The sequence below is a fragment of the Bacillus sp. FSL K6-2869 genome, assembly GCF_040869405.1.
GTDB classification, from domain to species: Bacteria; Bacillota; Bacilli; order Bacillales; family Bacillaceae; genus Bacillus; species Bacillus altitudinis.
Window position 1 is genome coordinate 132,926 of the sequence record NZ_CP152035.1, and the last position, 25,274, is coordinate 158,199.

41 protein-coding genes are annotated in these 25,274 nt (G+C 42.4%); all 41 read left to right on the top strand.

Going from position 1 to position 25,274, the window contains the following annotated elements:
- The first annotated feature begins 112 nt into the window (after positions 1-112).
- The gene (gene rpsL / locus MHI58_RS00705) at positions 113-532 is read left to right on the top strand and encodes a 30S ribosomal protein S12 (protein ID WP_003216962.1); all 420 of its coding nucleotides are present in this window, start codon (positions 113-115) and stop codon (positions 530-532) included.
- A 121-nt stretch (positions 533-653) separates the two neighbouring features.
- Complete coding sequence (gene rpsG / locus MHI58_RS00710) at positions 654-1,124, top strand: 30S ribosomal protein S7 (RefSeq protein WP_003216884.1); 471 nt, start codon at positions 654-656, stop codon at positions 1,122-1,124.
- Positions 1,125-1,178: 54 nt separating this feature from the next.
- The gene (gene fusA, locus MHI58_RS00715) at positions 1,179-3,257 is read left to right on the top strand and encodes an elongation factor G (RefSeq protein ID WP_007496301.1); all 2,079 of its coding nucleotides are present in this window, start codon (positions 1,179-1,181) and stop codon (positions 3,255-3,257) included.
- A gap of 117 nt (positions 3,258-3,374) precedes the next feature.
- A complete protein-coding gene (gene tuf, locus MHI58_RS00720; RefSeq protein WP_007496302.1) occupies positions 3,375-4,565 on the top strand; it encodes an elongation factor Tu in 1,191 nt (396 codons plus the stop codon).
- Positions 4,566-4,673: 108 nt separating this feature from the next.
- A complete protein-coding gene (locus MHI58_RS00725; protein WP_045035069.1) occupies positions 4,674-5,633 on the top strand; it encodes an alpha/beta fold hydrolase in 960 nt (319 codons plus the stop codon).
- Between the two features lie 218 nt (positions 5,634-5,851).
- Positions 5,852-6,160, top strand: coding sequence for a 30S ribosomal protein S10 (rpsJ, locus tag MHI58_RS00730; protein WP_003156464.1), 309 nt, complete (start codon positions 5,852-5,854; stop codon positions 6,158-6,160).
- Positions 6,161-6,197: 37 nt separating this feature from the next.
- Positions 6,198-6,827 carry a 50S ribosomal protein L3 gene (gene rplC, locus MHI58_RS00735; protein ID WP_007496311.1) on the top strand — a complete coding sequence of 210 codons (630 nt, stop codon included), beginning with the start codon at positions 6,198-6,200 and terminating at the stop codon, positions 6,825-6,827.
- Between the two features lie 27 nt (positions 6,828-6,854).
- Positions 6,855-7,478: a 50S ribosomal protein L4 gene (rplD, locus tag MHI58_RS00740; protein ID WP_007496312.1), complete on the top strand. Its 624-nt coding sequence runs from the start codon at positions 6,855-6,857 to the stop codon at positions 7,476-7,478.
- Positions 7,478-7,765: a 50S ribosomal protein L23 gene (gene rplW / locus MHI58_RS00745; protein WP_003217016.1), complete on the top strand. Its 288-nt coding sequence runs from the start codon at positions 7,478-7,480 to the stop codon at positions 7,763-7,765. Before rplD ends, rplW begins: the two co-directional genes overlap by 1 nt.
- Before the next feature lie 28 nt (positions 7,766-7,793).
- Positions 7,794-8,627 (top strand): 50S ribosomal protein L2, encoded by an 834-nt coding sequence (rplB, locus tag MHI58_RS00750; RefSeq protein ID WP_007496314.1) that lies wholly within the window; start codon positions 7,794-7,796, stop codon positions 8,625-8,627.
- A 57-nt stretch (positions 8,628-8,684) separates the two neighbouring features.
- Complete coding sequence (gene rpsS, locus MHI58_RS00755; RefSeq protein WP_003216920.1) at positions 8,685-8,963, top strand: 30S ribosomal protein S19; 279 nt, start codon at positions 8,685-8,687, stop codon at positions 8,961-8,963.
- A gap of 17 nt (positions 8,964-8,980) precedes the next feature.
- Positions 8,981-9,322 carry a 50S ribosomal protein L22 gene (gene rplV, locus MHI58_RS00760; protein WP_007496316.1) on the top strand — a complete coding sequence of 114 codons (342 nt, stop codon included), beginning with the start codon at positions 8,981-8,983 and terminating at the stop codon, positions 9,320-9,322.
- Between the two features lie 3 nt (positions 9,323-9,325).
- Positions 9,326-9,982, top strand: a complete 657-nt coding sequence (gene rpsC / locus MHI58_RS00765) for a 30S ribosomal protein S3 (protein WP_003217241.1) — start codon at positions 9,326-9,328, stop codon at positions 9,980-9,982.
- 1 nt (position 9,983) lies between these two features.
- The gene (gene rplP / locus MHI58_RS00770; protein ID WP_003225801.1) at positions 9,984-10,418 is read left to right on the top strand and encodes a 50S ribosomal protein L16; all 435 of its coding nucleotides are present in this window, start codon (positions 9,984-9,986) and stop codon (positions 10,416-10,418) included.
- Positions 10,408-10,608 (top strand): 50S ribosomal protein L29, encoded by a 201-nt coding sequence (rpmC, locus tag MHI58_RS00775; RefSeq protein WP_003217155.1) that lies wholly within the window; start codon positions 10,408-10,410, stop codon positions 10,606-10,608. The genes rplP and rpmC overlap by 11 nt, the downstream gene beginning before the upstream one ends.
- Before the next feature lie 25 nt (positions 10,609-10,633).
- Positions 10,634-10,897 carry a 30S ribosomal protein S17 gene (gene rpsQ / locus MHI58_RS00780; protein WP_003216906.1) on the top strand — a complete coding sequence of 88 codons (264 nt, stop codon included), beginning with the start codon at positions 10,634-10,636 and terminating at the stop codon, positions 10,895-10,897.
- Positions 10,898-10,936: 39 nt separating this feature from the next.
- Positions 10,937-11,305: a 50S ribosomal protein L14 gene (gene rplN, locus MHI58_RS00785; RefSeq protein WP_003216882.1), complete on the top strand. Its 369-nt coding sequence runs from the start codon at positions 10,937-10,939 to the stop codon at positions 11,303-11,305.
- A gap of 35 nt (positions 11,306-11,340) precedes the next feature.
- A complete protein-coding gene (rplX, locus tag MHI58_RS00790; protein ID WP_007496325.1) occupies positions 11,341-11,652 on the top strand; it encodes a 50S ribosomal protein L24 in 312 nt (103 codons plus the stop codon).
- Positions 11,653-11,677: 25 nt separating this feature from the next.
- Positions 11,678-12,217 (top strand): 50S ribosomal protein L5, encoded by a 540-nt coding sequence (gene rplE / locus MHI58_RS00795; protein WP_003217159.1) that lies wholly within the window; start codon positions 11,678-11,680, stop codon positions 12,215-12,217.
- Between the two features lie 22 nt (positions 12,218-12,239).
- Entirely contained in the window at positions 12,240-12,425 is a 186-nt protein-coding gene (gene rpsN / locus MHI58_RS00800; RefSeq protein ID WP_008356542.1) for a 30S ribosomal protein S14, read from the top strand.
- 31 nt (positions 12,426-12,456) lie between these two features.
- Positions 12,457-12,855 (top strand): 30S ribosomal protein S8, encoded by a 399-nt coding sequence (gene rpsH / locus MHI58_RS00805; RefSeq protein WP_007496327.1) that lies wholly within the window; start codon positions 12,457-12,459, stop codon positions 12,853-12,855.
- A gap of 31 nt (positions 12,856-12,886) precedes the next feature.
- The gene (gene rplF / locus MHI58_RS00810; protein ID WP_008345395.1) at positions 12,887-13,423 is read left to right on the top strand and encodes a 50S ribosomal protein L6; all 537 of its coding nucleotides are present in this window, start codon (positions 12,887-12,889) and stop codon (positions 13,421-13,423) included.
- Positions 13,424-13,455: 32 nt separating this feature from the next.
- Positions 13,456-13,818 (top strand): 50S ribosomal protein L18, encoded by a 363-nt coding sequence (gene rplR, locus MHI58_RS00815; protein ID WP_003216951.1) that lies wholly within the window; start codon positions 13,456-13,458, stop codon positions 13,816-13,818.
- A 24-nt stretch (positions 13,819-13,842) separates the two neighbouring features.
- Complete coding sequence (gene rpsE, locus MHI58_RS00820) at positions 13,843-14,343, top strand: 30S ribosomal protein S5 (protein WP_007496332.1); 501 nt, start codon at positions 13,843-13,845, stop codon at positions 14,341-14,343.
- Between the two features lie 13 nt (positions 14,344-14,356).
- Complete coding sequence (gene rpmD / locus MHI58_RS00825; RefSeq protein WP_003217067.1) at positions 14,357-14,539, top strand: 50S ribosomal protein L30; 183 nt, start codon at positions 14,357-14,359, stop codon at positions 14,537-14,539.
- 30 nt (positions 14,540-14,569) lie between these two features.
- On the top strand, positions 14,570-15,013 hold the full coding sequence (gene rplO / locus MHI58_RS00830) for a 50S ribosomal protein L15 (RefSeq protein ID WP_368004352.1): 444 nt from the start codon (positions 14,570-14,572) through the stop codon (positions 15,011-15,013).
- 1 nt (position 15,014) lies between these two features.
- Positions 15,015-16,307: a preprotein translocase subunit SecY gene (gene secY / locus MHI58_RS00835; protein ID WP_007496334.1), complete on the top strand. Its 1,293-nt coding sequence runs from the start codon at positions 15,015-15,017 to the stop codon at positions 16,305-16,307.
- 55 nt (positions 16,308-16,362) lie between these two features.
- Entirely contained in the window at positions 16,363-17,016 is a 654-nt protein-coding gene (locus tag MHI58_RS00840) for an adenylate kinase (protein WP_007496336.1), read from the top strand.
- Positions 17,013-17,759, top strand: coding sequence for a type I methionyl aminopeptidase (gene map, locus MHI58_RS00845; protein ID WP_007496338.1), 747 nt, complete (start codon positions 17,013-17,015; stop codon positions 17,757-17,759). The genes MHI58_RS00840 and map overlap by 4 nt, the downstream gene beginning before the upstream one ends.
- A gap of 310 nt (positions 17,760-18,069) precedes the next feature.
- Positions 18,070-18,288, top strand: a complete 219-nt coding sequence (gene infA / locus MHI58_RS00850; protein ID WP_003217190.1) for a translation initiation factor IF-1 — start codon at positions 18,070-18,072, stop codon at positions 18,286-18,288.
- Between the two features lie 31 nt (positions 18,289-18,319).
- The gene (rpmJ, locus tag MHI58_RS00855) at positions 18,320-18,433 is read left to right on the top strand and encodes a 50S ribosomal protein L36 (RefSeq protein ID WP_003156543.1); all 114 of its coding nucleotides are present in this window, start codon (positions 18,320-18,322) and stop codon (positions 18,431-18,433) included.
- A gap of 21 nt (positions 18,434-18,454) precedes the next feature.
- The gene (gene rpsM / locus MHI58_RS00860; protein WP_003217023.1) at positions 18,455-18,820 is read left to right on the top strand and encodes a 30S ribosomal protein S13; all 366 of its coding nucleotides are present in this window, start codon (positions 18,455-18,457) and stop codon (positions 18,818-18,820) included.
- A gap of 20 nt (positions 18,821-18,840) precedes the next feature.
- Positions 18,841-19,236 carry a 30S ribosomal protein S11 gene (rpsK, locus tag MHI58_RS00865; protein ID WP_003217231.1) on the top strand — a complete coding sequence of 132 codons (396 nt, stop codon included), beginning with the start codon at positions 18,841-18,843 and terminating at the stop codon, positions 19,234-19,236.
- 175 nt (positions 19,237-19,411) lie between these two features.
- On the top strand, positions 19,412-20,356 hold the full coding sequence (locus MHI58_RS00870) for a DNA-directed RNA polymerase subunit alpha (RefSeq protein WP_003217009.1): 945 nt from the start codon (positions 19,412-19,414) through the stop codon (positions 20,354-20,356).
- Positions 20,357-20,431: 75 nt separating this feature from the next.
- Positions 20,432-20,794, top strand: coding sequence for a 50S ribosomal protein L17 (gene rplQ, locus MHI58_RS00875; RefSeq protein ID WP_003216944.1), 363 nt, complete (start codon positions 20,432-20,434; stop codon positions 20,792-20,794).
- Between the two features lie 124 nt (positions 20,795-20,918).
- Positions 20,919-21,761 carry an energy-coupling factor ABC transporter ATP-binding protein gene (locus MHI58_RS00880; RefSeq protein ID WP_045035070.1) on the top strand — a complete coding sequence of 281 codons (843 nt, stop codon included), beginning with the start codon at positions 20,919-20,921 and terminating at the stop codon, positions 21,759-21,761.
- Entirely contained in the window at positions 21,737-22,606 is an 870-nt protein-coding gene (locus MHI58_RS00885) for an energy-coupling factor ABC transporter ATP-binding protein (protein WP_024718300.1), read from the top strand. The genes MHI58_RS00880 and MHI58_RS00885 overlap by 25 nt, the downstream gene beginning before the upstream one ends.
- Complete coding sequence (locus tag MHI58_RS00890) at positions 22,603-23,400, top strand: energy-coupling factor transporter transmembrane protein EcfT (protein WP_008345215.1); 798 nt, start codon at positions 22,603-22,605, stop codon at positions 23,398-23,400. The genes MHI58_RS00885 and MHI58_RS00890 overlap by 4 nt, the downstream gene beginning before the upstream one ends.
- Before the next feature lie 11 nt (positions 23,401-23,411).
- The gene (truA, locus tag MHI58_RS00895) at positions 23,412-24,155 is read left to right on the top strand and encodes a tRNA pseudouridine(38-40) synthase TruA (RefSeq protein ID WP_045035071.1); all 744 of its coding nucleotides are present in this window, start codon (positions 23,412-23,414) and stop codon (positions 24,153-24,155) included.
- Between the two features lie 164 nt (positions 24,156-24,319).
- Positions 24,320-24,757, top strand: a complete 438-nt coding sequence (rplM, locus tag MHI58_RS00900; RefSeq protein WP_003217042.1) for a 50S ribosomal protein L13 — start codon at positions 24,320-24,322, stop codon at positions 24,755-24,757.
- A gap of 20 nt (positions 24,758-24,777) precedes the next feature.
- Entirely contained in the window at positions 24,778-25,170 is a 393-nt protein-coding gene (gene rpsI / locus MHI58_RS00905) for a 30S ribosomal protein S9 (protein WP_007496354.1), read from the top strand.
- Positions 25,171-25,274 lie beyond the last annotated feature (104 nt).

A 25,274-nucleotide genomic window follows, 5' to 3' on the forward strand; every position in this document is an offset into this window, starting at 1 on the left:
GTACTTGTTTTGTTTTTGCATGCTTAAAATGCAAAAGCATTGTTTTTTGCCTTTTGATGAACCACCTGGGTATGTGGGTTATAAAAAAAGTAATGAAGGGAGGAATAACAACATGCCTACAATTAATCAGCTAATACGCAAAGGACGCGTGAGTAAAGTTGAAAACTCAAAGTCTCCTGCACTTAACAAAGGATACAACAGTTTCAAAAAAGAGCACACTAACGTAACATCTCCACAGAAGCGCGGGGTTTGTACTCGTGTCGGTACAATGACACCGAAAAAACCAAACTCAGCACTACGTAAATATGCTCGTGTACGTTTGTCTAACCTGATTGAGGTAACAGCTTACATTCCTGGTATCGGACATAACCTACAAGAGCACAGTGTAGTACTTATCCGTGGCGGACGTGTAAAAGACTTACCGGGTGTACGTTACCACATCGTTCGTGGTGCGCTTGATACTGCCGGAGTTGACGGTCGTATGCAAGGACGTTCTAAATACGGAACAAAACGCCCTAAACAAAGTAAATAATATAAACAAACATAAGGGTTTTTAGAAGTTGAGTTCAGATCAGTGGAGTCAGGCAGCTGACAATGAAATTGAGATGAAAGACAGATAGAAATCCTTTTAAAAGAGAAGGGAGGCTATTCAGATGCCACGTAAAGGTCCTGTAGCAAAAAGAGACGTTTTGCCAGATCCAATTTACAATTCTAAACTTGTATCACGTTTGATCAACAAAATGATGATCGACGGTAAAAGAGGAAAGTCACAAACTATTCTCTACAAGTCATTTGATATCATCAAAGAACGTACTGGTAATGAAGCGATGGAGGTTTTCGAACAAGCCTTGAAAAACATCATGCCAGTTCTTGAAGTTAAAGCACGTCGTGTAGGTGGAGCTAACTACCAAGTTCCTGTAGAAGTTCGCCCAGATCGTCGTACGACTTTAGGTCTTCGCTGGTTAGTAAACTACGCTCGTCTTCGTGGAGAAAAAACGATGGAAGAGCGTCTTGCTAACGAAATCCTTGACGCAGCTAACAACACTGGTGCTGCTGTTAAGAAACGTGAAGATACACACAAAATGGCAGAAGCGAACAAAGCATTCGCTCACTACCGCTGGTAGGATTTATACCAAACTAAAAAAACTATTCCCTAATAAGGAAGGAGAAATTACCCAATGGCAAGAGAGTTCTCCTTAGACAAAACTCGTAATATTGGTATCATGGCTCACATCGATGCCGGTAAAACGACAACGACTGAGCGTATCTTGTACTACACTGGTCGTATCCATAAAATTGGTGAAACTCACGAAGGAGCTTCACAAATGGACTGGATGGAGCAGGAGCAAGAACGTGGTATTACAATCACTTCTGCTGCTACTACAGCACAATGGAAAGGTTACCGTGTAAACATCATTGATACACCAGGACACGTAGACTTCACTGTTGAAGTTGAACGTTCTTTACGTGTACTTGATGGTGCGGTTGCTGTTCTTGATGCACAATCAGGTGTAGAGCCTCAAACTGAAACAGTTTGGCGCCAAGCAACAACTTACGGAGTACCTCGTATCGTATTCGTTAACAAAATGGATAAAACCGGTGCGGACTTCCTTTACTCTGTAAGCACATTAAGAGATCGTCTTCAAGCGAACGCTCATGCAATTCAATTGCCGATCGGCGCTGAAGATCAATTCGAAGGAATCATCGATCTTGTAGAAAACGTAGCATACTTCTACGAAGATGACCTTGGAACTCGCTCTGATGCACAAGAAATCCCTGCTGAGTATAAAGACAAAGCTGAAGAGCTTCGCAGCAGCTTAATTGAAGCTGTCGCTGAGCTTGATGAAGAGCTTATGGAAAAATACCTTGAGGGTGAAGAAATCACAATTCCTGAATTGAAAGCTGCTATCCGTAAAGGAACTTTGAATGTTGAATTCTACCCAGTTCTTGTTGGATCTGCTTTCAAAAACAAAGGTGTTCAGCTTGTACTTGACGCTGTGCTTGACTACCTTCCTGCACCAACTGATGTTGCTGCAATCAAAGGTACATTGCCAGATACAAATGAAGAGGTTGTACGTGAGTCTACTGATGACGCACCATTCGCAGCTCTTGCATTTAAAGTTATGACTGACCCTTATGTTGGGAAACTAACTTTCTTCCGCGTATACTCTGGAACACTTGATTCTGGTTCTTACGTGAAGAACTCTTCTAAGAACAAGCGTGAGCGTGTTGGACGTATCCTTCAAATGCACGCAAACAGCCGTGAAGAAATCTCTACTGTATATGCAGGGGATATCGCAGCAGCTGTTGGTCTTAAAGATACATCTACTGGTGATACTCTTTGTGACGAGAAAAATCTTGTTATCCTTGAGTCTATGGAATTCCCAGAGCCAGTTATCGATGTAGCTATCGAGCCTAAATCTAAGGCTGACCAAGATAAAATGGGTATCGCTTTAGCTAAACTAGCTGAAGAGGATCCAACATTCCGTACACAAACAAACACTGAAACTGGTCAAACGATCATCTCTGGTATGGGTGAGCTTCACCTTGATATCATTGTTGACCGTATGAAGCGTGAGTTCAAGGTTGAAGCTAACGTAGGAGCTCCTCAAGTTGCGTACCGTGAAACATTCCGTTCTAGTGCAAAAGTTGAAGGTAAATTCGTACGTCAGTCTGGTGGACGCGGTCAGTTCGGACACGTTTGGATCGAATTCGAACCAAACGAAGAAGGCGCAGGCTTCGAATTCACAAATGCAATCGTCGGTGGGGTTGTTCCACGTGAATACATTCCAGCAATTCAAGCAGGTCTTGAAGATTCACTAGAAAATGGTGTATTAGCTGGATTCCCATTAATCGACATCAAAGCAAAATTATTCGATGGATCTTACCACGATGTTGACTCTAACGAAATGGCGTTTAAAATTGCTGCATCTATGGCATTGAAAAATGCTGTCAGCAAATGTAACCCAGTTCTACTTGAGCCAATGATGAAAGTAGAAGTCGTTATTCCAGAAGAATACATGGGAGACATCATGGGTGATATCACATCTCGTCGTGGACGTGTAGAAGGTATGGAAGCTCGCGGTAACGCTCAAGTTGTTCGCGCTATGGTTCCACTTTCTGAAATGTTCGGATATGCAACTGCACTCCGTTCTAACACACAAGGACGCGGTACTTTCACTATGCACATGGATCACTACGAAGAAGTGCCTAAGAGCATCAGTGAAGAAATCATCAAAAAAAATAAAGGTGAATAATTGATTTTGCCTTTAAACTAAAGTATAACTACTATTGAAGATCAGAAAGTGAGAGGTAACTCTTCACTTTCTATCACTCATACCAAATACAATGAACCTTTAAGGAGGATTTTTAGAATGGCTAAAGAAAAATTCGACCGTTCCAAATCGCATGCTAACATTGGTACAATTGGACACGTTGACCATGGTAAAACAACTCTAACTGCTGCTATCTCAACAGTTCTTCATAAGAAATCTGGTAAAGGTACAGCTATGGCTTATGACCAAATCGATGGTGCTCCAGAAGAGCGCGAGCGTGGAATCACAATCTCAACTGCACACGTTGAGTATGAAACTGAAACTCGTCACTATGCACACGTAGACTGCCCAGGACACGCTGACTATGTTAAAAACATGATCACTGGTGCTGCTCAAATGGACGGCGCGATCTTAGTAGTATCTGCTGCTGATGGTCCAATGCCACAAACACGTGAGCACATCCTACTTTCTCGTAACGTAGGTGTTCCTTACATCGTAGTATTCCTTAACAAATGTGACATGGTTGACGATGAAGAGTTACTTGAACTTGTTGAAATGGAAGTTCGTGACCTTCTTTCTGACTATGACTTCCCTGGTGACGATGTACCAGTTATCAAAGGTTCTGCTCTTAAAGCTCTTGAAGGTGATGCTGATTACGAAGCAAAAATCTTCGAACTTATGGATGCGGTTGATGAGTACATCCCAACTCCAGAGCGTGACACTGAGAAGCCATTCATGATGCCAGTTGAGGACGTATTCTCAATCACTGGTCGTGGAACAGTTGCTACTGGTCGTGTTGAGCGTGGACAAGTTAAAGTCGGTGACGAAGTTGAAATCATCGGTCTTCAAGAAGAAAACGGTAAAACAACTGTTACAGGTGTTGAAATGTTCCGTAAACTTCTTGACTATGCTGAAGCTGGTGACAACATCGGTGCACTACTTCGTGGTGTATCTCGTGAAGATATCCAACGTGGTCAAGTACTTGCTAAACCAGGTACAATCACTCCACATAGCCGTTTCAAAGCTGAAGTTTATGTACTTTCTAAAGAAGAGGGTGGACGTCATACTCCATTCTTCACTAACTACCGTCCGCAGTTCTACTTCCGTACAACTGACGTAACTGGTATCGTACATCTTCCAGAAGGTACTGAAATGGTAATGCCTGGCGATAACACTGAGATGGAAGTTGAACTTATCTCTACTATCGCTATCGAAGAAGGAACTCGTTTCTCTATCCGTGAGGGTGGACGTACTGTAGGTTCTGGCGTCGTTTCTACTATCATTAAGTAATAACAGTTAAAAGAGACTCCTTGCAAAAGGGTCTCTTTTTTTGCTTTTCCAGTGCATAACGGCTACTATAAGCTATAGAATCTAAATGGAACCGAGAGGATCACTGGAATGGCGAAGACAATGTTGAAAAAGTGGCCGATTGGCGGGCTTGATCAATGGATTATGATAAAAGAAGATCAAGCAGAAAAAACAAAACCTGTTTTATTATTTTTACACGGTGGCCCAGGCTCAGCTCAAATGAGTTATATCGATTCCTTTCATAAGGAACTTGATCAAGACTTCACTGTTGTTCATTGGGACCAGCGCGGTGCAGGACTGTCTTATCAAAAAAACATTCCTGAGTCTTCTATGACCATTGGGCAATTCGTAGAGGATACGATTGAGCTTACAGAAAAACTGCTTTCTTATAATGATCAAACGAAATTATACATTGCGGGTTATTCATGGGGATCATTAATTGCGATACAAGCTGTACATAAACGACCAGATTTGTATCATGCCTATTATGGAATTAGTCAGGTGGTTGATGTATTAAAAGAGGATATTGTATCGTACGAACTTCTTCTAAAAAAATATCAAGGAAAGAATTTCTTCACTAGATGTCTAAGATTGCTGACACCACCCCCTTGGAAACGCACCTCTGCTCATGCTTTGTTCTCTCTATACAAAGAGTTCGCAAAAGTAGGGCTCACGCATAGGTGGAAGCCACTTTTTCAAATGCTGTATGCATTTCTTGTTAGTAAGCATTATCAGCTAAAAGATAAGTGGAAATTCCTTATGGGACAGAAGTATAGCCAGGATTTGCTGTGGGACGAGCTGATGAACGAAAGTATTCAATACCGAGTTTCTTCTATATTAATACCCTGCTACTTTATCATCGGGGAACATGACATGATTACACCAGCTGCTGTATCAAAACCATATGTTGATGAACTTACAGCACCAATAAAAGAGTGGTTTATTTTTAAAGAATCTGCGCATTCTCCGCATATTGAAGAGCCAGAAGAATTTATTCGTATCGTCAGGAAGACAGCTACACATCATCTTCAGGGAAAGCTTGATTTATAGGCTGAACCCCTGTATAATATGAAAAGTGTGCAAATCATAAATTTATCCGATTTATTATTGCAACACGCAGACCAATTTGGTACAATAGTGCATGTTGGTCTTTGACTGCGATGAAGTGAGAGGTTGCTGACACACCCGGCCGCTTTGCCATGGCAAGGTGATCAGGTTTTTCTCACGGAGAACTGTCTAACGTAAGTAGGCGAAAAGGAGGGAAAATAATGGCAAAACAAAAAATTCGTATTCGTTTAAAAGCATATGATCATAGAATTCTTGATCAATCTGCTGAGAAGATTGTTGAAACGGCTAAGCGTTCTGGTGCTAGTGTATCTGGTCCAATCCCGCTTCCAACTGAAAAATCAGTTTACACAATCCTTCGTGCGGTGCATAAGTACAAAGATTCTCGTGAGCAATTCGAGATGCGTACTCACAAACGTCTAATCGACATTGTGAATCCAACTCCGCAAACAGTTGATGCACTTATGCGTTTAGATTTACCATCCGGTGTAGATATCGAAATCAAACTTTAATTCAAATAGAAAACACATATTATAGGAGGTGTGACGAATGACCAAAGGAATCTTAGGTAGAAAAATTGGTATGACGCAAGTATTCGCAGAAAACGGTGATCTTATCCCTGTAACTGTTGTTGAGGCTGCTGCTAACGTTGTTCTTCAGAAGAAGACTACTGACACGGATGGCTATGAAGCAATCCAAATCGGTTTTGACGACAAACGTGAGAAGCTTTCTAACAAACCAGAGAAAGGCCACGTTGCTAAAGCGGAAACTGCTCCTAAGCGCTTCGTAAAAGAATTACGCGGTGTGGAGTTAGATGCGTATGAAGTTGGTCAGGAAGTCAAAGTTGATATTTTCGCAAATGGAGATATCGTAGATGTAACAGGAACATCAAAAGGTAAAGGATTCCAAGGGGCTATCAAACGCCACGGACAATCACGCGGACCAATGACTCACGGTTCACGTTACCACCGTCGTCCTGGTTCAATGGGACCTGTTGATCCAAACCGAGTATTCAAAGGTAAACTTCTTCCAGGACGTATGGGCGGAGAGCAAATCACTGTCCAAAATCTTGAGATCGTTAAAGTTGATGCAGAACGCAATCTTCTTTTGATCAAAGGAAACGTACCAGGAGCTAAAAAATCTCTAGTAACTGTAAAGAGTGCAGTTAAAACTAAATAACTCTCTTAGGAAAGGAGGAAACAAGTCATGCCAAAAGTAGCATTATTTAACCAAAACGGTTCTACTAACGGTGAAATCGAATTAAACGCTTCTGTGTTTGGAATTGAGCCAAACGAAAGCGTAGTATTCGATGCTATTCTTATGCAAAGAGCTTCCTTACGTCAAGGAACTCACAAAGTAAAAACTCGTTCTGAAGTACGTGGCGGAGGTCGTAAACCTTGGAGACAGAAGGGTACAGGTCGTGCTCGTCAAGGTTCTATCCGTTCACCACAATGGCGCGGAGGCGGTATCGTATTCGGTCCAACACCACGCAGCTATTCTTATAAATTACCTAAAAAAGTTCGCCGCTTGGCTATCAAGTCAGTATTGTCTTCTAAAGTAATCGACAACAACATCATCGTTCTTGAAGATCTTACTCTTGATGCAGTGAAAACGAAAGAATTCGCAGGCATCCTTAAAGGGTTATCTGTTGAGAAGAAAGCGTTGATCGTCACTGCGGATGCAAACGAAACAGTTGCTTTATCTGCTCGTAACATCCCTGGAGTAACAGTTGTTGAAGCTAACGGTATCAACGTTCTTGACGTTGTCAACCACGACAAACTTCTGATCACTAAAGCAGCGGTTGAAAAAGTAGAGGAGGGACTTGCATAATGAAAGATCCTCGTGATGTTCTAAAGCGCCCTATCATTACTGAACGTTCTGCTGATCTAATGACAGAGAAGAAGTACACGTTCGAAGTTGATGTCAGAGCTAACAAGACAGAAGTGAAAGACGCTGTTGAAGAAATCTTTGGAGTGAAAGTTGAGAAAGTCAACGTTCAAAACTACAAAGGTAAATCAAAACGCGTTGGACGCTACACTGGTATGACTAGCCGTCGCAGAAAAGCGATCGTGAAATTAACTGCTGACAGCAAAGAAATCGAAATTTTTGAAGCGTAAATCTTAAAAAGAAGGAGGGAAATTCAAAATGGCGATTAAAAAGTATAAACCAACCAGTAATGGTCGTCGTGGCATGACTACTTCAGATTTTGCTGAAATCACGACTGACAAACCAGAAAAATCGTTGCTTGCACCGCTTCACAGAAAAGGCGGACGTAACAACCAAGGTAGATTGACTGTTCGTCATCAAGGTGGCGGTCACAAACGTCAATACCGTATCATCGACTTTAAGCGTGATAAAGACGGTATACCTGGACGCGTTGCTACAATCGAGTATGATCCAAACCGTTCAGCGAACATCGCTCTTGTAAACTATGCAGATGGTGAGAAACGTTACATTCTTGCTCCGAAAGGAATCCAAGTTGGTACTGAAGTTACTTCTGGACCAGAAGCTGACATCAAACCAGGTAATGCTCTTCCACTTATCAACATCCCAGTTGGTACAGTTGTGCATAACATTGAATTAAAACCAGGTAAAGGTGGACAATTAGTTCGTTCTGCTGGTACTTCTGCTCAAGTTCTAGGTAAAGAAGGTAAATACGTTCTTGTACGTTTGAACTCTGGTGAAGTACGCATGATCCTTTCTGCTTGCCGTGCGACTATCGGTCAAGTTGGAAACGAACAACACGAACTAATCAACATCGGTAAAGCTGGACGTTCTCGCTGGAAAGGCGTACGCCCAACAGTTCGTGGTTCTGTAATGAACCCTAACGATCACCCACACGGCGGTGGTGAAGGACGCGCTCCAATCGGACGTAAATCACCAATGTCTCCATGGGGTAAACCGACTCTTGGATTCAAGACTCGTAAGAAAACCAACAAGTCTGATAAATTCATTGTACGTCGTCGTAAAAACAAGTAACGGGGTTGTCTACGGTTCATTTAGGACCGTAGTTCAATCACGAAGGGAGGTTCCACAATGGCTCGCAGCTTAAAAAAAGGACCATTTGTTGATGATCATTTGATGGCTAAAGTCGAGAAATTGAATGAAACTGACAAAAAGCAAGTCGTAAAAACTTGGTCTCGTCGTTCTACAATTTTCCCACAATTCATCGGTCACACAATCGCTGTCTATGACGGACGCAAACATGTACCTGTTTTCATTTCTGAAGATATGGTAGGTCACAAATTGGGCGAATTCGCACCAAGCCGTACTTACAAAGGTCATGCTAGTGACGATAAAAAAACAAGACGCTAATGAGAGGAGGCTTTTAAATGCAAGCTAAAGCTGTCGCAAGAACAGTCCGTATTGCTCCTCGTAAAGCACGTCTAGTAATGGACCTGATCCGAGGTAAGCAAGTAGGAGAAGCAGTTTCTATCTTAAACCTTACACCTAAGGCTGCTTCACCAATTATTGAAAAAGTATTAAAATCTGCTATCGCAAATGCTGAGCACAACTACGAGTTGGACGCTAACAGCCTAGTGATTACTCAAGCATTCGTTGACGAAGGTCCAACACTTAAGAGATTCCGTCCACGTGCTATGGGTCGTGCGAGCGCAATTAACAAACGTACTAGCCACATTACAATCGTTGTATCAGAAAAGAAGGAGGGATAATCCGTGGGTCAAAAGGTAAATCCAGTAGGTCTTCGTATTGGCGTCATTCGTGATTGGGAATCTAAATGGTTCGCAGGAAAAGATTACGCTGACTTCTTACATGAAGACTTGAAAATCCGTGAATTCATCAGCAAGCGTTTGTCTGACGCGTCTGTTTCTAAAGTAGAAATCGAACGTGCTGCAAACCGCGTAAATATCACAATTCACACGGCTAAACCAGGTATGGTAATTGGTAAAGGCGGATCTGAAGTTGAAGCACTTCGTAAAGCTCTTAACAGCCTAACTGGCAAACGTGTACACATCAACATTCTTGAAATCAAGAGAGCAGATCTTGATGCTCAGCTAGTTGCTGAAAACATCGCTCGTCAACTTGAAAATCGTATTTCATTCCGTCGTGCACAAAAACAAACAATCCAACGCACAATGCGTGCTGGAGCACAAGGAATCAAAACAATGGTTTCTGGTCGTCTTGGCGGTGCAGATATTGCTCGTTCTGAATATTACAGTGAAGGTACTGTTCCATTGCACACACTTCGTGCTGACATCGACTATGCTACTGCTGAAGCTGATACTACTTATGGTAAGCTTGGCGTAAAAGTATGGATCTATCGTGGAGAAGTCCTTCCAACTAAGAAGAATACTGCGGAAGGAGGAAAATAATATGTTATTGCCAAAACGCGTGAAGTATCGCAGAGAACATCGTGGAAAAATGCGTGGTCGTGCAAAAGGCGGCACTGAAGTACATTTCGGTGAGTTCGGTATCCAAGCTCTTGAAGCTTCTTGGATCACTAACCGTCAAATCGAAGCTGCTCGTATTGCTATGACTCGTTACATGAAACGTGGCGGTAAAGTTTGGATCAAAATTTTCCCTTCTAAGCCATACACAGCTAAACCTCTAGAGGTCCGCATGGGTTCCGGTAAAGGTGCTCCAGAAGGCTGGGTAGCTGTAGTAAAACCGGGCAAAGTTTTATTTGAAATTTCTGGTGTGTCTGAAGAAGTTGCTCGTGAAGCTCTTCGTCTTGCATCTCACAAATTGCCAATTAAAACGAAGTTCGTAAAACGTGAAGAAATTGGTGGTGAATCAAATGAAAGCTAATGAAATTCGTGACCTTACCACTGCTGAAATTGAACAAAAAGTAAAGTCTCTTAAAGAAGAACTTTTCAATCTTCGTTTCCAATTAGCGACTGGGCAGCTTGAAAACACTGCTCGCATTCGTGAAGTGCGTAAATCAATCGCACGCATGAAAACTGTGATTCGTCAAAGAGAAATCGCTGCTAATAAATAATAATTAGAGGGGAGGCCCCGCAAACATGAGCGAACGTAACCAACGTAAAGTGTATCAAGGTCGTGTTGTTTCTGACAAAATGGATAAAACCATCACTGTTGTAGTTGAAACATACAAAAAGCATTCACTTTATGGCAAACGTGTAAGATACTCTAAAAAGTTCAAAGCACATGATGAAAACAACCAAGCAAAAATCGGAGACATCGTAAAGGTCATGGAAACTCGTCCATTATCTGCGACTAAACGCTTTCGTCTAGTTGAAGTTGTCGAAGAAGCTGTTATTATCTAATAAAGTTCGGATTTCTTTTTCCGAAGGGAGGTAACATTAATGATTCAACAGGAGACTCGTTTAAAAGTAGCTGACAACTCTGGCGCACGCGAAGTACTAACGATTAAAGTTCTTGGTGGCTCTGGACGTAAGACGGCTAACATCGGTGATGTCATTGTTTGTACGGTTAAACAAGCAACACCAGGAGGCGTTGTCAAAAAAGGTGAAGTTGTGAAAGCAGTTATCGTTCGTACTAAGAGCGGAGCTCGCAGAAACGATGGATCTTACATCAGTTTTGATGAAAATGCATGTGTCATCATCCGTGACGACAAGAGCCCACGTGGAACTCGTATCTTCGGACCAGTAGCACGTGAACTTCGTGAAAACAACTATATGAAAATTGTTTCTTTAGCACCAGAAGTACTTTAATGAATACAATCCGCGACTCAAGGAGGTGCGATTAAATGCATGTTAAAAAGGGCGATAAAGTAGTGGTTATCTCTGGTAAAGATAAAGGTAAACAAGGTGTCATCCTTGCTGCTTTCCCTAAAAAGGACCGTGTTTTAGTAGAAGGTATTAACCTTGTGAAAAAACACTCTAAACCAACCCAAGCTAACCCTCAAGGCGGAATTTCTGAACAAGAAGCGCCGATCCACGTATCAAACGTAATGCCGCTTGATCCTAAAACGGGTGAAGTGACACGTATTGGATATAAAGTTGAGGACGGAAAGAAAGTCCGTGTAGCGAAAAAATCTGGGCAAGTTCTAGATAAATAGTAAATAAGGAAGGGAGGTCTTTCTCATGAACCGCCTTAAAGAAAAGTATGTAAAAGAAATTACACCTGCATTAGTTTCTAAGTTTGAATACAAATCAGTAATGCAAGTGCCAAAAATCGAAAAAATCGTGATCAACATGGGTGTTGGTGACGCCGTTCAAAACGCTAAAGCAATCGATACTGCTGTTGAAGAATTAACGTTTATCGCTGGTCAAAAACCTGTCGTTACTCGTGCGAAGAAGTCTATTGCTGGATTCCGTCTACGTGAAGGAATGCCAATCGGTGCGAAAGTAACACTTCGCGGAGAGCGCATGTACGATTTCCTTGATAAACTTATTTCTGTATCTTTACCACGTGTACGTGACTTCCGCGGGATTTCTAAGAAATCTTTCGACGGTCGTGGAAACTACACGCTTGGTATTAAAGAACAGTTAATCTTCCCAGAAATTGATTACGATAAAGTAACAAAAGTCCGCGGTATGGATATCGTTATCGTTACGACTGCCAACACGGATGAAGAAGCACGTGAGTTATTAACTCAAGTAGGTATGCCGTTCCAGAAATAATCAATGAAAGGGAGGCGAAATCGTGGCTAAAAAGTCTATGATTGCGAAACAACAACGCAAACAAAAGTTTAAAGTTCAAGAGTATACGCGCTGCGAACGTTGTGGACGTCCACATTCAGTAATTCGCAAGTTTAAACTTTGCCGTATTTGTTTCCGCGAACTTGCATATAAAGGACAAATTCCTGGCGTTAAAAAAGCCAGCTGGTAATCCCCATAAATGGGAAGGAGGTTATTAAATAATGGTTATGACAGATCCGATTGCAGATTTGCTGACTCGTATTCGCAATGCGAACATGGTACGTCATGAGAAGCTAGAAGTACCGGCTTCAAAAATCAAAAGAGAAATTGCTGAAATTTTAAAGCGTGAAGGTTTTATCCGTGACGTTGAGTACGTCGAAGACAGCAAACAAGGAATTATCCGTTTGTTCCTTAAATACGGCCAAAACAACGAACGTGTTATCACTGGTCTTAAAAGAATCAGTAAACCTGGTTTACGCGTATATGCGAAATCAAATGAAGTACCACGTGTACTTAACGGACTTGGAATCGCAATTATTTCTACATCACAAGGTGTTTTATCGGACAAAGAAGCCCGTGCTAAACAAGCTGGTGGAGAAGTACTTGCTTACGTATGGTAAAAAAAGTTTAAGATGAATGGAGGTGCTTGGTATGTCTCGTATAGGTAAAAAGCTAATCGAGATCCCTTCAGGAGTAACTGTGACAAACAACGATAACACAGTGACAGTAAAGGGACCAAAAGGTGAACTAACTCGTGCATTTCACCCTGATATGGAAATTAAAATTGAGGACAACGTCTTAACTGTAAGCCGTCCGTCTGAAAATAAAGAACACCGTGCATTACATGGTACAACACGTAGCTTAATTGCAAACATGGTTGAAGGTGTATCTAAAGGTTTCGAAAGAGGTTTAGAACTAATCGGTGTCGGTTACCGTGCAGCTAAATCTGGAAACAAACTTGTTCTTAACGTTGGATACTCTCACCCAGTTGAAATCGTTCCTGAGGCTGGAGTAGAAGTAGAAGTTCCATCTCAAACGAAAGTAATCGTTAAAGGTATCGATAAAGAGCGTGTAGGAGCTCTAGCTTCTAACATCCGCGCTGTCCGTGCTCCAGAGCCTTACAAAGGTAAAGGAATTCGTTACGAAGGTGAATTCGTTCGCCGTAAAGAAGGAAAAACTGGTAAGTAAGATCGCTTAATGTGAAGAAAGGAGTGACTCGGATGATTACGAAAACTAGCAAAAACGCTACTCGTCTTAAAAGACACGCTCGTGTTCGTGCGAAACTTTCAGGTACTGCTGAAAGACCTCGCCTTAACGTTTTCCGTTCTAACAAGAACATCTACGCTCAAGTAATTGATGATGTTAACGGTGTAACACTTGTAAGTGCTTCTACTCTTGATAAAGAGTTAAAGATCGAGAATAGTTCTGACGCTGCAGCTGCTACTAAAGTTGGCGAACTTGTTGCAAAACGTGCTGTTGAAAAAGGCATCTCTAACGTGGTATTTGACCGCGGAGGATACTTATATCATGGACGTGTAAAAGCTCTAGCTGAAGCTGCTCGTGAGGCTGGACTTAAATTTTAATAAAAGAAGGAGGGACACATCCGAATGAGTCGTATTGACCCAAGCAAATTAGAGTTAGAAGAACGCTTAGTTACGGTTAACCGGGTAGCGAAAGTTGTTAAAGGTGGACGTCGTTTCCGTTTTGCAGCTTTAGTTGTTGTCGGTGACAAAAACGGTCATGTAGGATTCGGTACTGGTAAAGCACAAGAAGTACCAGAAGCGATCCGCAAAGCTGTTGAAGACGCGAAAAAGAATTTAATTGAAGTACCAATGGTTGGAACTACAATTCCACATGAAATCATCGGTCGATTCGGTGCAGGAAACGTTCTATTGAAGCCTGCTTCAGAAGGTACAGGAGTTATCGCTGGAGGCCCAGTGCGTGCGGTACTTGAGCTTGCTGGTCTAGCTGATATCCTTTCTAAATCTCTAGGTTCTAATACACCGATCAACATGATCCGCGCAACACTTCAAGGTTTAAGTGAACTTAAACGTGCTGAAGATGTAGCGAAGCTTCGTGGAAAATCTGTAGAAGACCTGTTAGGATAAGGAGGGAACAATAATGGCAAATAAATTAGAAATTACCCTCAAACGCAGTGTAATCGGTCGCCCGGAAGATCAGCGTGTCACTGTTCGTACTCTTGGTCTAAAGAAAACAAACCAAACAGTCGTACATGAAGACAATGCAGCGATCCGCGGCATGATTAACAAGGTGTCTCATTTAGTTTCTGTTAAAGAACAATAAAACATTTTTAATCGATAAGGAGGTGCCCAAATGAAACTTCATGAATTGAAGCCTTCAGAAGGTTCACGTAAAGTACGCAACCGTGTTGGTCGTGGTATTGGATCAGGTAACGGTAAAACTTCTGGTAAAGGTCATAAAGGTCAAAACGCTCGTTCTGGCGGCGGTGTACGCCCTGGATTCGAAGGTGGTCAAATGCCTTTATTCCAACGCCTTCCAAAACGTGGTTTTACAAACATCAACCGTAAAGATTACGCGGTAATCAACTTAGACAGATTAAACAGTTTTGACGAAGGAACGGAAGTCACTCCTGAACTTCTTCTAGAGACTGGTGCAATAAGCAAGTTAAAAGCAGGAGTAAAAATTCTTGGCAACGGTAAATTAGAAAAAAAATTAACTGTAAAAGCCAATAAATTCTCTGCTTCTGCTAAAGAAGCGATTGAAGCTGCTGGTGGCGGTACAGCCGAGGTGATCTAACTTGTTTAAGACAATCTCCAATTTTATGCGCGTGAAAGATATACGGAATAAGATTATATTTACACTTTTAATGTTAGTCGTCTTTCGTATAGGTGCTTTCATCCCTGTGCCTAATGTGAACGCCGAAGTTCTCCAGGCACAGGATCAAATGAGTGTTTTCGGAATCCTCAACACGTTTGGGGGCGGGGCACTTTTCCAATTCTCCATTCTTGCAATGGGGATTATGCCGTATATCACTGCTTCGATCATCATCCAGCTCTTGCAGATGGATGTTGTACCGAAGTTTACTGAGTGGTCAAAGCAAGGAGAGGTTGGCCGCCGAAAATTAGCACAATTCACAAGGTATTTTACAATTGTTCTAGGATTTATCCAGGCGTTAGGAATGTCATATGGATTTAACAATATGGCAGGAGGCATGCTGATTGAAAACCCAGGTGTTTCAACGTATCTCTTAATTGCGGTCGTACTCACTGCGGGAACAGCATTTTTAATGTGGCTGGGAGAGCAGATTACTGCTCACGGTGTTGGTAACGGTATTTCGATTATTATCTTTGCCGGTATCATCGCAGGTATCCCTCAAACATTAAAGCAAGTGTACGCTCAGCAATTTGTAGGTGGAGATGGACAGCTGTTCATGCAAATCCTGAAAATTGCCCTTATTGTGATTGCTATTCTTGTCATTGTTATCGGTGTTATTTACATTCAAATGGCAGTGAGAAAGATTGCGATTCAGTATTCAAAAGGAACTGGCCGTGCACAAATGTCTGCTAGTCAAGCAACGCACCTTCCATTGAAAGTGAATCCAGCAGGGGTGATTCCAGTCATCTTTGCCGTTTCGTTCATTATTACTCCGCAGACGATCGCATCGTTCTTCGGAACAAATAATGTGACAACCTGGATAACTAACAACTTTGACTATACTAAGCCAATCGGTATGACGATTTATGTAGCACTGATTGTTGCTTTCACATATTTTTATGCCTTTGTCCAAGTAAACCCTGAACAAATGGCTGAAAATCTGCAAAAGCAGGGTGGCTATATCCCGGGAGTTCGTCCAGGGAAAATGACTCAAGATAGAATTACGAGCATTTTGTACCGACTCACGTTTGTGGGCGCCATTTTCTTAGCCGTGATTTCAATACTTCCTATCTTTTTCATTCAATTCGCTGGATTACCTTCCGCTGCACAAATTGGCGGCACAAGTCTTCTCATTGTTGTAGGTGTTGCACTTGAAACAATGAAACAGCTTGAAAGCCAATTAGTGAAACGAAATTACCGTGGATTTATGAAATAAAACAGAGGGCTGGGCTCCTGCCCAACCTCTCTAAGTAAGGAAGGGGAAATCCGAAATGAACTTAGTCTTAATGGGGCTTCCGGGTGCTGGTAAAGGCACTCAGGCAGAACGAATTGTTGATGATTATGGGATCCCTCATATCTCAACAGGAGATATGTTCCGTGCTGCTATGAAAGAGGAGACACAACTTGGGCTCGAAGCAAAATCCTTTATCGATAAAGGAGAGCTTGTTCCTGATGAGGTCACAATCGGTATTGTTAGAGAAAGACTTGGCAAGAATGATTGTGAACAAGGTTTTCTTCTGGACGGATTTCCGCGAACAGTCGCTCAGGCTGAAGCTTTAGAAGACATTCTAAAGGACCTTGGCAGAACGATTGATTATGTCATTAATATTAAAGTCGATAAAGATGCTTTGATGGAGCGTCTGACTGGCCGAAGAATTTGCAAAGATTGCGGAGCAACATATCATTTAGTATTCAATCCACCTGCGAAAGAAAATGTTTGTGACAAGTGTGGAGGCGAGCTTTATCAACGTGCAGATGATAATGCAGAAACCGTTTCGACAAGACTTGAAGTGAACTTAAAGCAGACTGAACCTTTACTGAACTTTTATTCAGAAAAAGGATATCTTGCAAACATTGATGGTGCGAAGCACATTAACGATGTTTACGCTGATATCAAGGACCTGCTTGGGGGATTAAATAAATGATTATCTGTAAAACTCCTCGCGAGCTTGAGATTATGAGAGAAGCTGGACGCATTGTCGCACTGACTCATGAAGAGCTGAAGAAACATATAAAACCAGGTATTTCGACAAAAGAATTGGATCAAATTGCCGAACGTTTTATTACAAAGCAGGGTGCAATCCCATCTTTTAAAGGGTATAATGGTTTTCGCGGGAGCATTTGCGTTTCGGTGAATGAAGAACTCGTTCACGGTATTCCTGGTAAACGGGTTTTACGTGATGGGGACATCATTAGTATCGATATCGGCGCAAAGTTAAATGGCTATCATGGTGACTCTGCTTGGACTTATCCAGTTGGGGTAATCAGTGATGAGGACCGCAAACTACTGGAAGTCACAGAGGAATCTCTATATAAGGGCTTACAGGAAGCAAAGCCAGGTGAACGTCTGTCAAACATTTCCCATGCCATACAAACGTATGTTGAAGGTGAGAATTTCTCAGTTGTTAGAGAATATGTTGGACATGGGGTCGGACAGGATCTTCATGAGGACCCTCAAATTCCTCATTATGGTCCGCCGAACAAAGGCCCACGGCTCAAACCTGGAATGGTGTTGGCCATCGAACCGATGGTGAACGCAGGCAGCCGATATGTGAAAACACTGGCTGATAACTGGACGGTTGTAACGGTTGATGGGAAAAAGTGTGCTCACTTTGAGCATACAATTGCGATTACAGATACAGGTTTTGATATACTGACTAAGATTTAGGTCTTCACTGAAGCCTTTCAGGCCCAAATCGGGCAGGTTGTCTGTATAGTCCAAGGAAAGAACAAGATCAGTATACAGTTGTCATCGGCGTGTTCGATGGCTGCCATGTACTAATCGCAGACGGAGAAAAGCGTAAATTCATTCTCCTAAGAAAAAATATCAATCATTTAACCTTTTATGATTGCGTATCTCCGGAAGTTCAGAACAGTATATTCAAAACAGGTCGGGTGATAGATGGACAATTGAGAACATTTCATTTGAACATTTATCAGAGAGCAAGTTACTGATTTGAAGAAGGGAGAACACTTGAATGGCGAAAGACGATGTAATTGAAGTGGAAGGTACTGTAGCAGAAACTTTGCCAAATGCAATGTTCAAAGTTGAACTAGAGAATGGTCATACAGTTTTGGCTCATGTATCAGGAAAAATCCGTATGCACTTCATTCGCATTTTACCTGGAGACAAAGTTACGGTAGAATTATCTCCATATGACTTAACTCGTGGTAGAATTACGTACCGTTACAAATAAAGCAACTCCGGAAGAAGGAGGTTGGAAACACATGAAAGTGAGACCATCTGTTAAACCTATCTGTGAAAAATGTAAAGTGATTCGCAGAAAAGGAAAAGTAATGGTGATCTGTGAAAACCCAAAACATAAACAAAAACAAGGCTAATAACAAGGAGGTGCCCAAATCATGGCTCGTATTGCTGGTGTAGATATTCCACGTGATAAGCGTGTTGTCATTTCTTTAACATATGTTTTTGGAATTGGTCGTACGACGGCTCAACAAGTCCTTAAAGAAGCAGGTGTTTCTGAAGACACTCGCGTTCGCGATCTAACTGAAGACGAACTAGGTAAAATCCGTGATATCATTGACAAACTTAAAGTAGAAGGTGACCTTCGTCGTGAAGTTTCACTTAACATTAAGCGTCTAATTGAAATCGGAAGCTACCGCGGAATCCGTCATCGTAGAGGACTTCCTGTTCGTGGACAAAACACAAAAAACAACGCGCGCACTCGTAAAGGTCCGCGTCGTACTGTAGCTAACAAGAAAAAATAAGTAAAGGAGGTAGTTAAAGAATGGCTGCTGCTCGTAAACAAAATACGCGTAAACGTCGCGTGAAAAAGAATATTGAAGCTGGAATCGCTCATATCCGTTCCACTTTCAACAACACGATTGTAACGATTACTGATGTTCATGGAAACGCAATTTCTTGGTCAAGTGCTGGTGCATTAGGATTCAGAGGTTCTCGTAAATCTACTCCTTTCGCTGCACAAATGGCTGCTGAAACTGCTGCTAAAGGTTCTATCGAACATGGTCTTAAAACACTTGAAGTAACTGTTAAAGGTCCTGGTTCTGGTCGTGAAGCTGCAATTCGTGCGCTTCAAGCTGCAGGTCTTGAAGTTACTGCAATCAGAGACGTAACTCCAGTTCCTCATAACGGATGCCGTCCACCAAAACGTCGCCGCGTGTAATTTGTTTGTATAGATTTTGTGTCCCTGTCAATAATGGGTTATGATACAGTTATTTATGAGACGAATACACGACTCGTTGCCTGAGCACATACGGGACTAAACAATGAGGAATTTCGGATGGAATCTCATATGATTCTATTCGAGGTTTCGACGTTTTGAAGGAGGGTTTTATTAGATGATCGAAATTGAAAAACCAAAAATCGAAACGGTTGAAATCAGCGACGATGCCAAGTATGGCAAGTTTGTCGTAGAGCCACTTGAGCGTGGATATGGTACCACTTTAGGGAACTCCCTTCGTCGTATCCTTTTATCCTCACTTCCTGGTGCAGCTGTAACATCGATCCAGATAGATGGTGTCTTACACGAATTCTCAACGATCGAAGGCGTGGTTGAAGATGTTACAACGATTATCTTAAACATTAAAAAGCTTGCACTCAAAATCTACTCTGAAGAAGAGAAGACGCTTGAAATTGATGTACAAGATGAAGGAACTGTAACAGCTGCTGATATTACACACGACAGCGATATTGAAATCTTAAATCCAGATCTTCACATCGCAACTCTTGGCAAAAATGCGAGCTTCCGTGTTCGTTTGACTGCACAAAGAGGTCGCGGGTATAATCCTGCTGATGCAAACAAAAGAGACGATCAGCCTATCGGCGTGATTCCGATCGACTCAATCTATACACCTGTATCTCGTGTAACTTATCAAGTGGAGAACACCCGTGTTGGGCAAATCACAAACTATGATAAATTAACACTAGATGTATGGACTGATGGAAGCACAGGACCGAAAGAAGCGATCGCTCTAGGTTCTAAGATTTTAACTGAACACCTAAATATTTTCGTTGGGTTAACTGACGAAGCTCAGCATGCAGAAATCATGGTTGAAAAAGAAGAAGACCAAAAAGAAAAAGTGCTTGAAATGACAATTGAAGAGCTTGATCTTTCTGTTCGTTCTTACAACTGTTTGAAGCGTGCGGGTATTAACACTGTTCAAGAGCTTGCTAACAAGACAGAAGAGGATATGATGAAAGTTCGTAACCTTGGACGTAAATCTCTTGAAGAAGTGAAAGCGAAACTAGAAGAACTTGGACTGGGTCTTCGTAAAGACGATTGACTAGTTTCATTGTGAACTAGGATTTTCGTGTGTTTTTTATTCATACAGCATCTCTAATTAAGGAGGGGACATCACATGGCATACAGAAAGCTAGGACGCACTAGTGCACAACGTAAAGCAATGCTTCGTGACCTAACGACTGATTTGATCATCAACGAACGCATCGAAACAACTGAAACACGTGCGAAAGAACTTCGCTCTGTAGTTGAAAAAATGATCACTCTTGGCAAACGCGGAGATCTTCATGCTCGCCGTCAAGCTGCAGCTTACATTCGTAACGAAGTAGCTAACGCTGAAACAAACCAAGATGCACTTCAAAAATTATTCGCTGACGTTGCAACTCGCTACGAAGATCGCCAAGGTGGATACACTCGTATCATGAAGCTTGGACCTCGTCGCGGCGATGGCGCACCAATGGCTGTCATTGAATTAGTTTAATCACATATCGTGTATCTAAGAAAGGGCGGGACAGTTCATAACTGGATCTATGCCCTTTTTTAGATACTACGGCTTTTTATCAATAGGCAAAGTAGAGGTTGAGCTGAGAGGAGGTCCGGTAGAGATGGAGAAGACATTAATTGACGTAAAAGACATTGTATTTCGTTATCACAAAGATGCGGACAAGCCCGCTTTAGACCAAGTGTCATTGCATGTGAATCAAAATGAATGGCTTGCCATTGTTGGCCACAACGGTTCAGGTAAATCCACACTTGCCCGTGTACTGAATGGGCTCATTTTACCGGATGCAGGAACGGTCAAGGTTGGTGAGATTGAGCTGAAAGAAGAAAGTGTTTGGGATATTCGCAAAAAGGTCGGCATGGTCTTTCAAAACCCAGACAACCAATTCGTTGGCTCAACGGTTCGTGATGATGTGGCTTTTGGTTTAGAAAATAACGGGGTTGAGCGGGAATTGATGATAGAGCGTGTAGATTGGGCTGTCAAACAGGTCAATATGCAGGAGTTTCTTGATCAAGAGCCGCACCATCTATCAGGCGGGCAAAAGCAGAGAGTAGCAATCGCAGGTGTACTTGCCGCAAGCCCTGACATCATGATCTTGGATGAAGCAACATCAATGCTTGATCCGATTGGCCGTGAAGAAGTGCTAGAAACCGTCAGACTGCTGAAGGAACAAGGAATGGTCACGGTCATTTCCATCACACATGATTTAGATGAGGCTGCGAAGGCAGACCGCGTTATTGTGATGAATGGCGGGAAGAAATTTGCCGAGGGAACACCAGAGGAAGTATTTGAACTAGATGAACAGCTGGTTCAGATTGGACTTGATCTGCCATTTTCCTACCGGTTGAGTAAGCAATTGAAGCAGCAAGGTGTGCCGCTTGCAAATGCCCATTTGACACAAGAAGGATTGGTGAAAGAGCTATGGACATTACGATCAAAGAATTAGAGCATCGTTATCAAATGAAAACGCCGTTTGAGCGTCTCGCTTTGTATGATGTCAATGCTTCCATCAAAGAAGGCAGCTATGTGGCTGTCATCGGTCATACGGGTTCTGGCAAGTCGACGTTGCTGCAGCACTTAAATGGACTGCTCAAGCCAACAAAAGGGAGCATTGCGCTTGGAGATACGGTCTTACAAGCCAATAAAAAGCAGAAGGATATGAAACCCCTTCGAAAAAAGGTCGGCATCGTGTTTCAGTTTCCTGAACACCAGCTCTTTGAAGAGACCATTCTGAAGGATATCTGTTTTGGTCCGATGAATTTCGGTGTTCCAAAAGAAAAGGCAGAAGCCAAGGCTAAAGAGATGCTGAAGCTTGTAGGCCTTCCTGAATCCTTGTTATCTCGATCACCCTTTGAATTAAGCGGTGGTCAAATGAGACGTGTGGCGATTGCAGGTGTTCTAGCGATGGAGCCAGAAGTGCTTGTGCTTGATGAGCCGACTGCGGGATTAGATCCACGCGGACGTAAAGAAATCATGGACATGTTCTATGAGCTTCATCAAAAAGCCAACCTGACGACGATCCTTGTGACACACAGTATGGAAGATGCCGCTCATTATGCGGATCAAATGATTGTGATGCACAAAGGAACAGTAAAAGCGACAGGTACGCCGAGGGAGCTATTTGCCAATCGTACCGACATGTCTTCTTTCGGTCTGGACCTCCCGGAAACGATCAAATTCCAGCAGGCTGTCGAAGAAAAGCTGGGGATGACGTTTCCAAGACCGCTTCTGACCATGGATGAAATGGCAGAAGCCTTAACAGCTTTATATCAGGAGGACACGACATCATGATGGATAGTATGATTATCGGCAAATATGTGCCAGGTACATCCTTTGTCCATCGTCTTGATCCAAGGACAAAGCTGTTATCAATTTTCTTTTTTGTCTTTATTGTCTTTTTTGCGAATAACTACATCACTTACGGGCTTTTAGGGGTCTTTACGATCCTTGTGGTGATGGTGTCTCAGGTGCCGCTGTACTTTATTCTCAAAGGAATGAAACCCATCCTTTGGATTGTTCTGTTTACCTTTATTCTGCATATCTTCATGACAAAGGATGGCGCTTTGCTCTTTCACTTTGGTTTTCTGAATATTTATGAAGAAGGTCTAAAACAGGGGATTTTCATTTCACTCCGTTTTGTCTATCTCATCATGATGACAACACTTCTGACGTTGACCACAACACCTATTGAAGTGACAGACGGGATGGAGAAGCTGTTGCATCCTTTCCGTAAAATCAAGCTACCTGTTCATGAACTTGCTCTTATGATGTCTATCTCTCTTCGATTTATTCCGACTTTACTTGAAGAAACAGACAAAATCATGAAAGCCCAAATGGCAAGAGGTGTTGATTTTACAAGCGGACCCGTGAAAGATCGTTTAAAAGCGATTGTTCCGTTGCTTGTTCCACTTTTCGTCAGTGCGTTTAAGCGTGCGGAGGAATTGGCGACCGCTATGGAAGCGAGAGGCTACCGCGGGGGAGAAGGGCGTACGAAATACCGTCAGCTTGTCTGGGGCATGAAAGACACGTTCACGCTGCTTTTATTCATCCTGTTAACAGCACTCCTTGTGCTGCTTAGAAATTAGGTGATGCCTAGATGAAAGTAAAATGTACCGTATCATACGATGGGACACATTTTAAAGGGTATCAAGTGCAACCAGGACAGCGAACCATTCAGACGGAGATTGAATCTGCCCTAGCTAGAATGCATAAACAAGACGAACTAATTCCGATTGTGGCTTCTGGCCGGACAGACAGTGGCGTTCACGCAAAGGGGCAGGTCATCCATTTTGACACCCCGCTTGCCATCCCGATGGAGAGATGGCCTTTTGCCCTCAATAGTCTCCTGCCTGATGACATCAGGGTTCTAAAGGTTGAGGAAGTGGATGAATCGTTTCATGCACGTTTTAGTGTCGTTTCGAAGGAGTACCGTTATAAGGTCTCAACGGAAACGCACCAAAATGTGTTCACGAGACAGTATGCATGCCACTATCCTTACCCGCTGGATGTCGACAAAATGAGAGAAGCTGCTGAACACCTGATTGGTACACATGATTTTACAAGCTTTTGTGCGGCCAATACAGAGGTTCAGGACAAGATGAGGGAGATTTACGCCCTTGAGTGGAAAAACGTCTCAGACGGGCTTGAAATGCGTGTGAGAGGGAATGGCTTTTTATACAACATGGTGCGAATTATCGCTGGAACGTTACTTGAAATTGGTTCTGGTAAATTTCACCCTGAGGAGATAAAAGCCATGCTTGCCGCCCGAAATCGCGAAGCGGCAGGCAAGACTGCGCCCAGTCACGGACTGTATTTATGGGAAGTTTTCTATGACAACTAAACCAGGTGTAACATGTTCTTGACACAGGAAGCAGAAAGTTATAAGATATCATATGGTATGTATTTCAACCCCACAAATAAGCCCCGGAAGACTTATCTGTGTTTTGAAATAGAACGTAGCATTTGATTCAGGAAAATTCATTGATTTATTTAGGAGGGAAACTCATGCGTACAACACCAATGGCGAACGCAAGCACAATTGAGCGCAAATGGCTAGTGGTTGATGCGGCAGGCAAGACTCTAGGTCGTCTTTCTACTGAAGTAGCATCACTTTTGCGCGGTAAGCACAAACCAACTTATACACCACACGTTGATACAGGTGATCACGTGATCATCATCAATGCTGAGAAAATTGAATTAACAGGTAAGAAATTGACGGACAAAATTTACTACCGTCATACGATGCACCCAGGTGGTTTGAAACAAAGAACTGCTCTTGAGATGCGTACAAACTACCCTGAAAAAATGTTGGAGCTTGCTATCAAAGGTATGCTTCCAAAGGGTCCACTAGGTCGTCAAATGTTCAAAAAATTAAATGTGTACCGTGGTTCTGAGCATCCACATCAAGCACAACAACCTGAAGTTTACGAACTTCGCGGTTAATTATAAGGGAGGTTAACAATTTGGCACAGGTTCAATATTACGGTACAGGTCGTCGTAAAAGTTCTGTAGCGCGCGTTCGCTTAGTTCCAGGTGAAGGCCGTATCGTCGTTAATAATCGTGAAATTACTGAATACATTCCATTCGCTGCTTTAATCGAAGACGTGAAACAGCCTTTGAACATCACAGAAACAGCTAACAGCTACGATGTTCTTGTAAATGTTCACGGTGGTGGATTCTCTGGTCAAGCTGGAGCAATTCGTCACGGTATCTCTCGTGCTCTTCTAGAAGTAGATCCTGAGTACCGTACACCACTTAAACGTGCTGGACTTCTTACTCGTGACTCTCGTATGAAAGAGCGTAAGAAATACGGTCTTAAAGGCGCACGTCGCGCACCTCAGTTCTCAAAACGTTAATTCTATTACGTTTCGAAGACTCTCAGGCTTATGCTTGGGGGTCTTTTTTTTAAGGATTCAAGAACTTCTTTTATAAAATTGAAGACGTGAGTATTTTAAGCTGG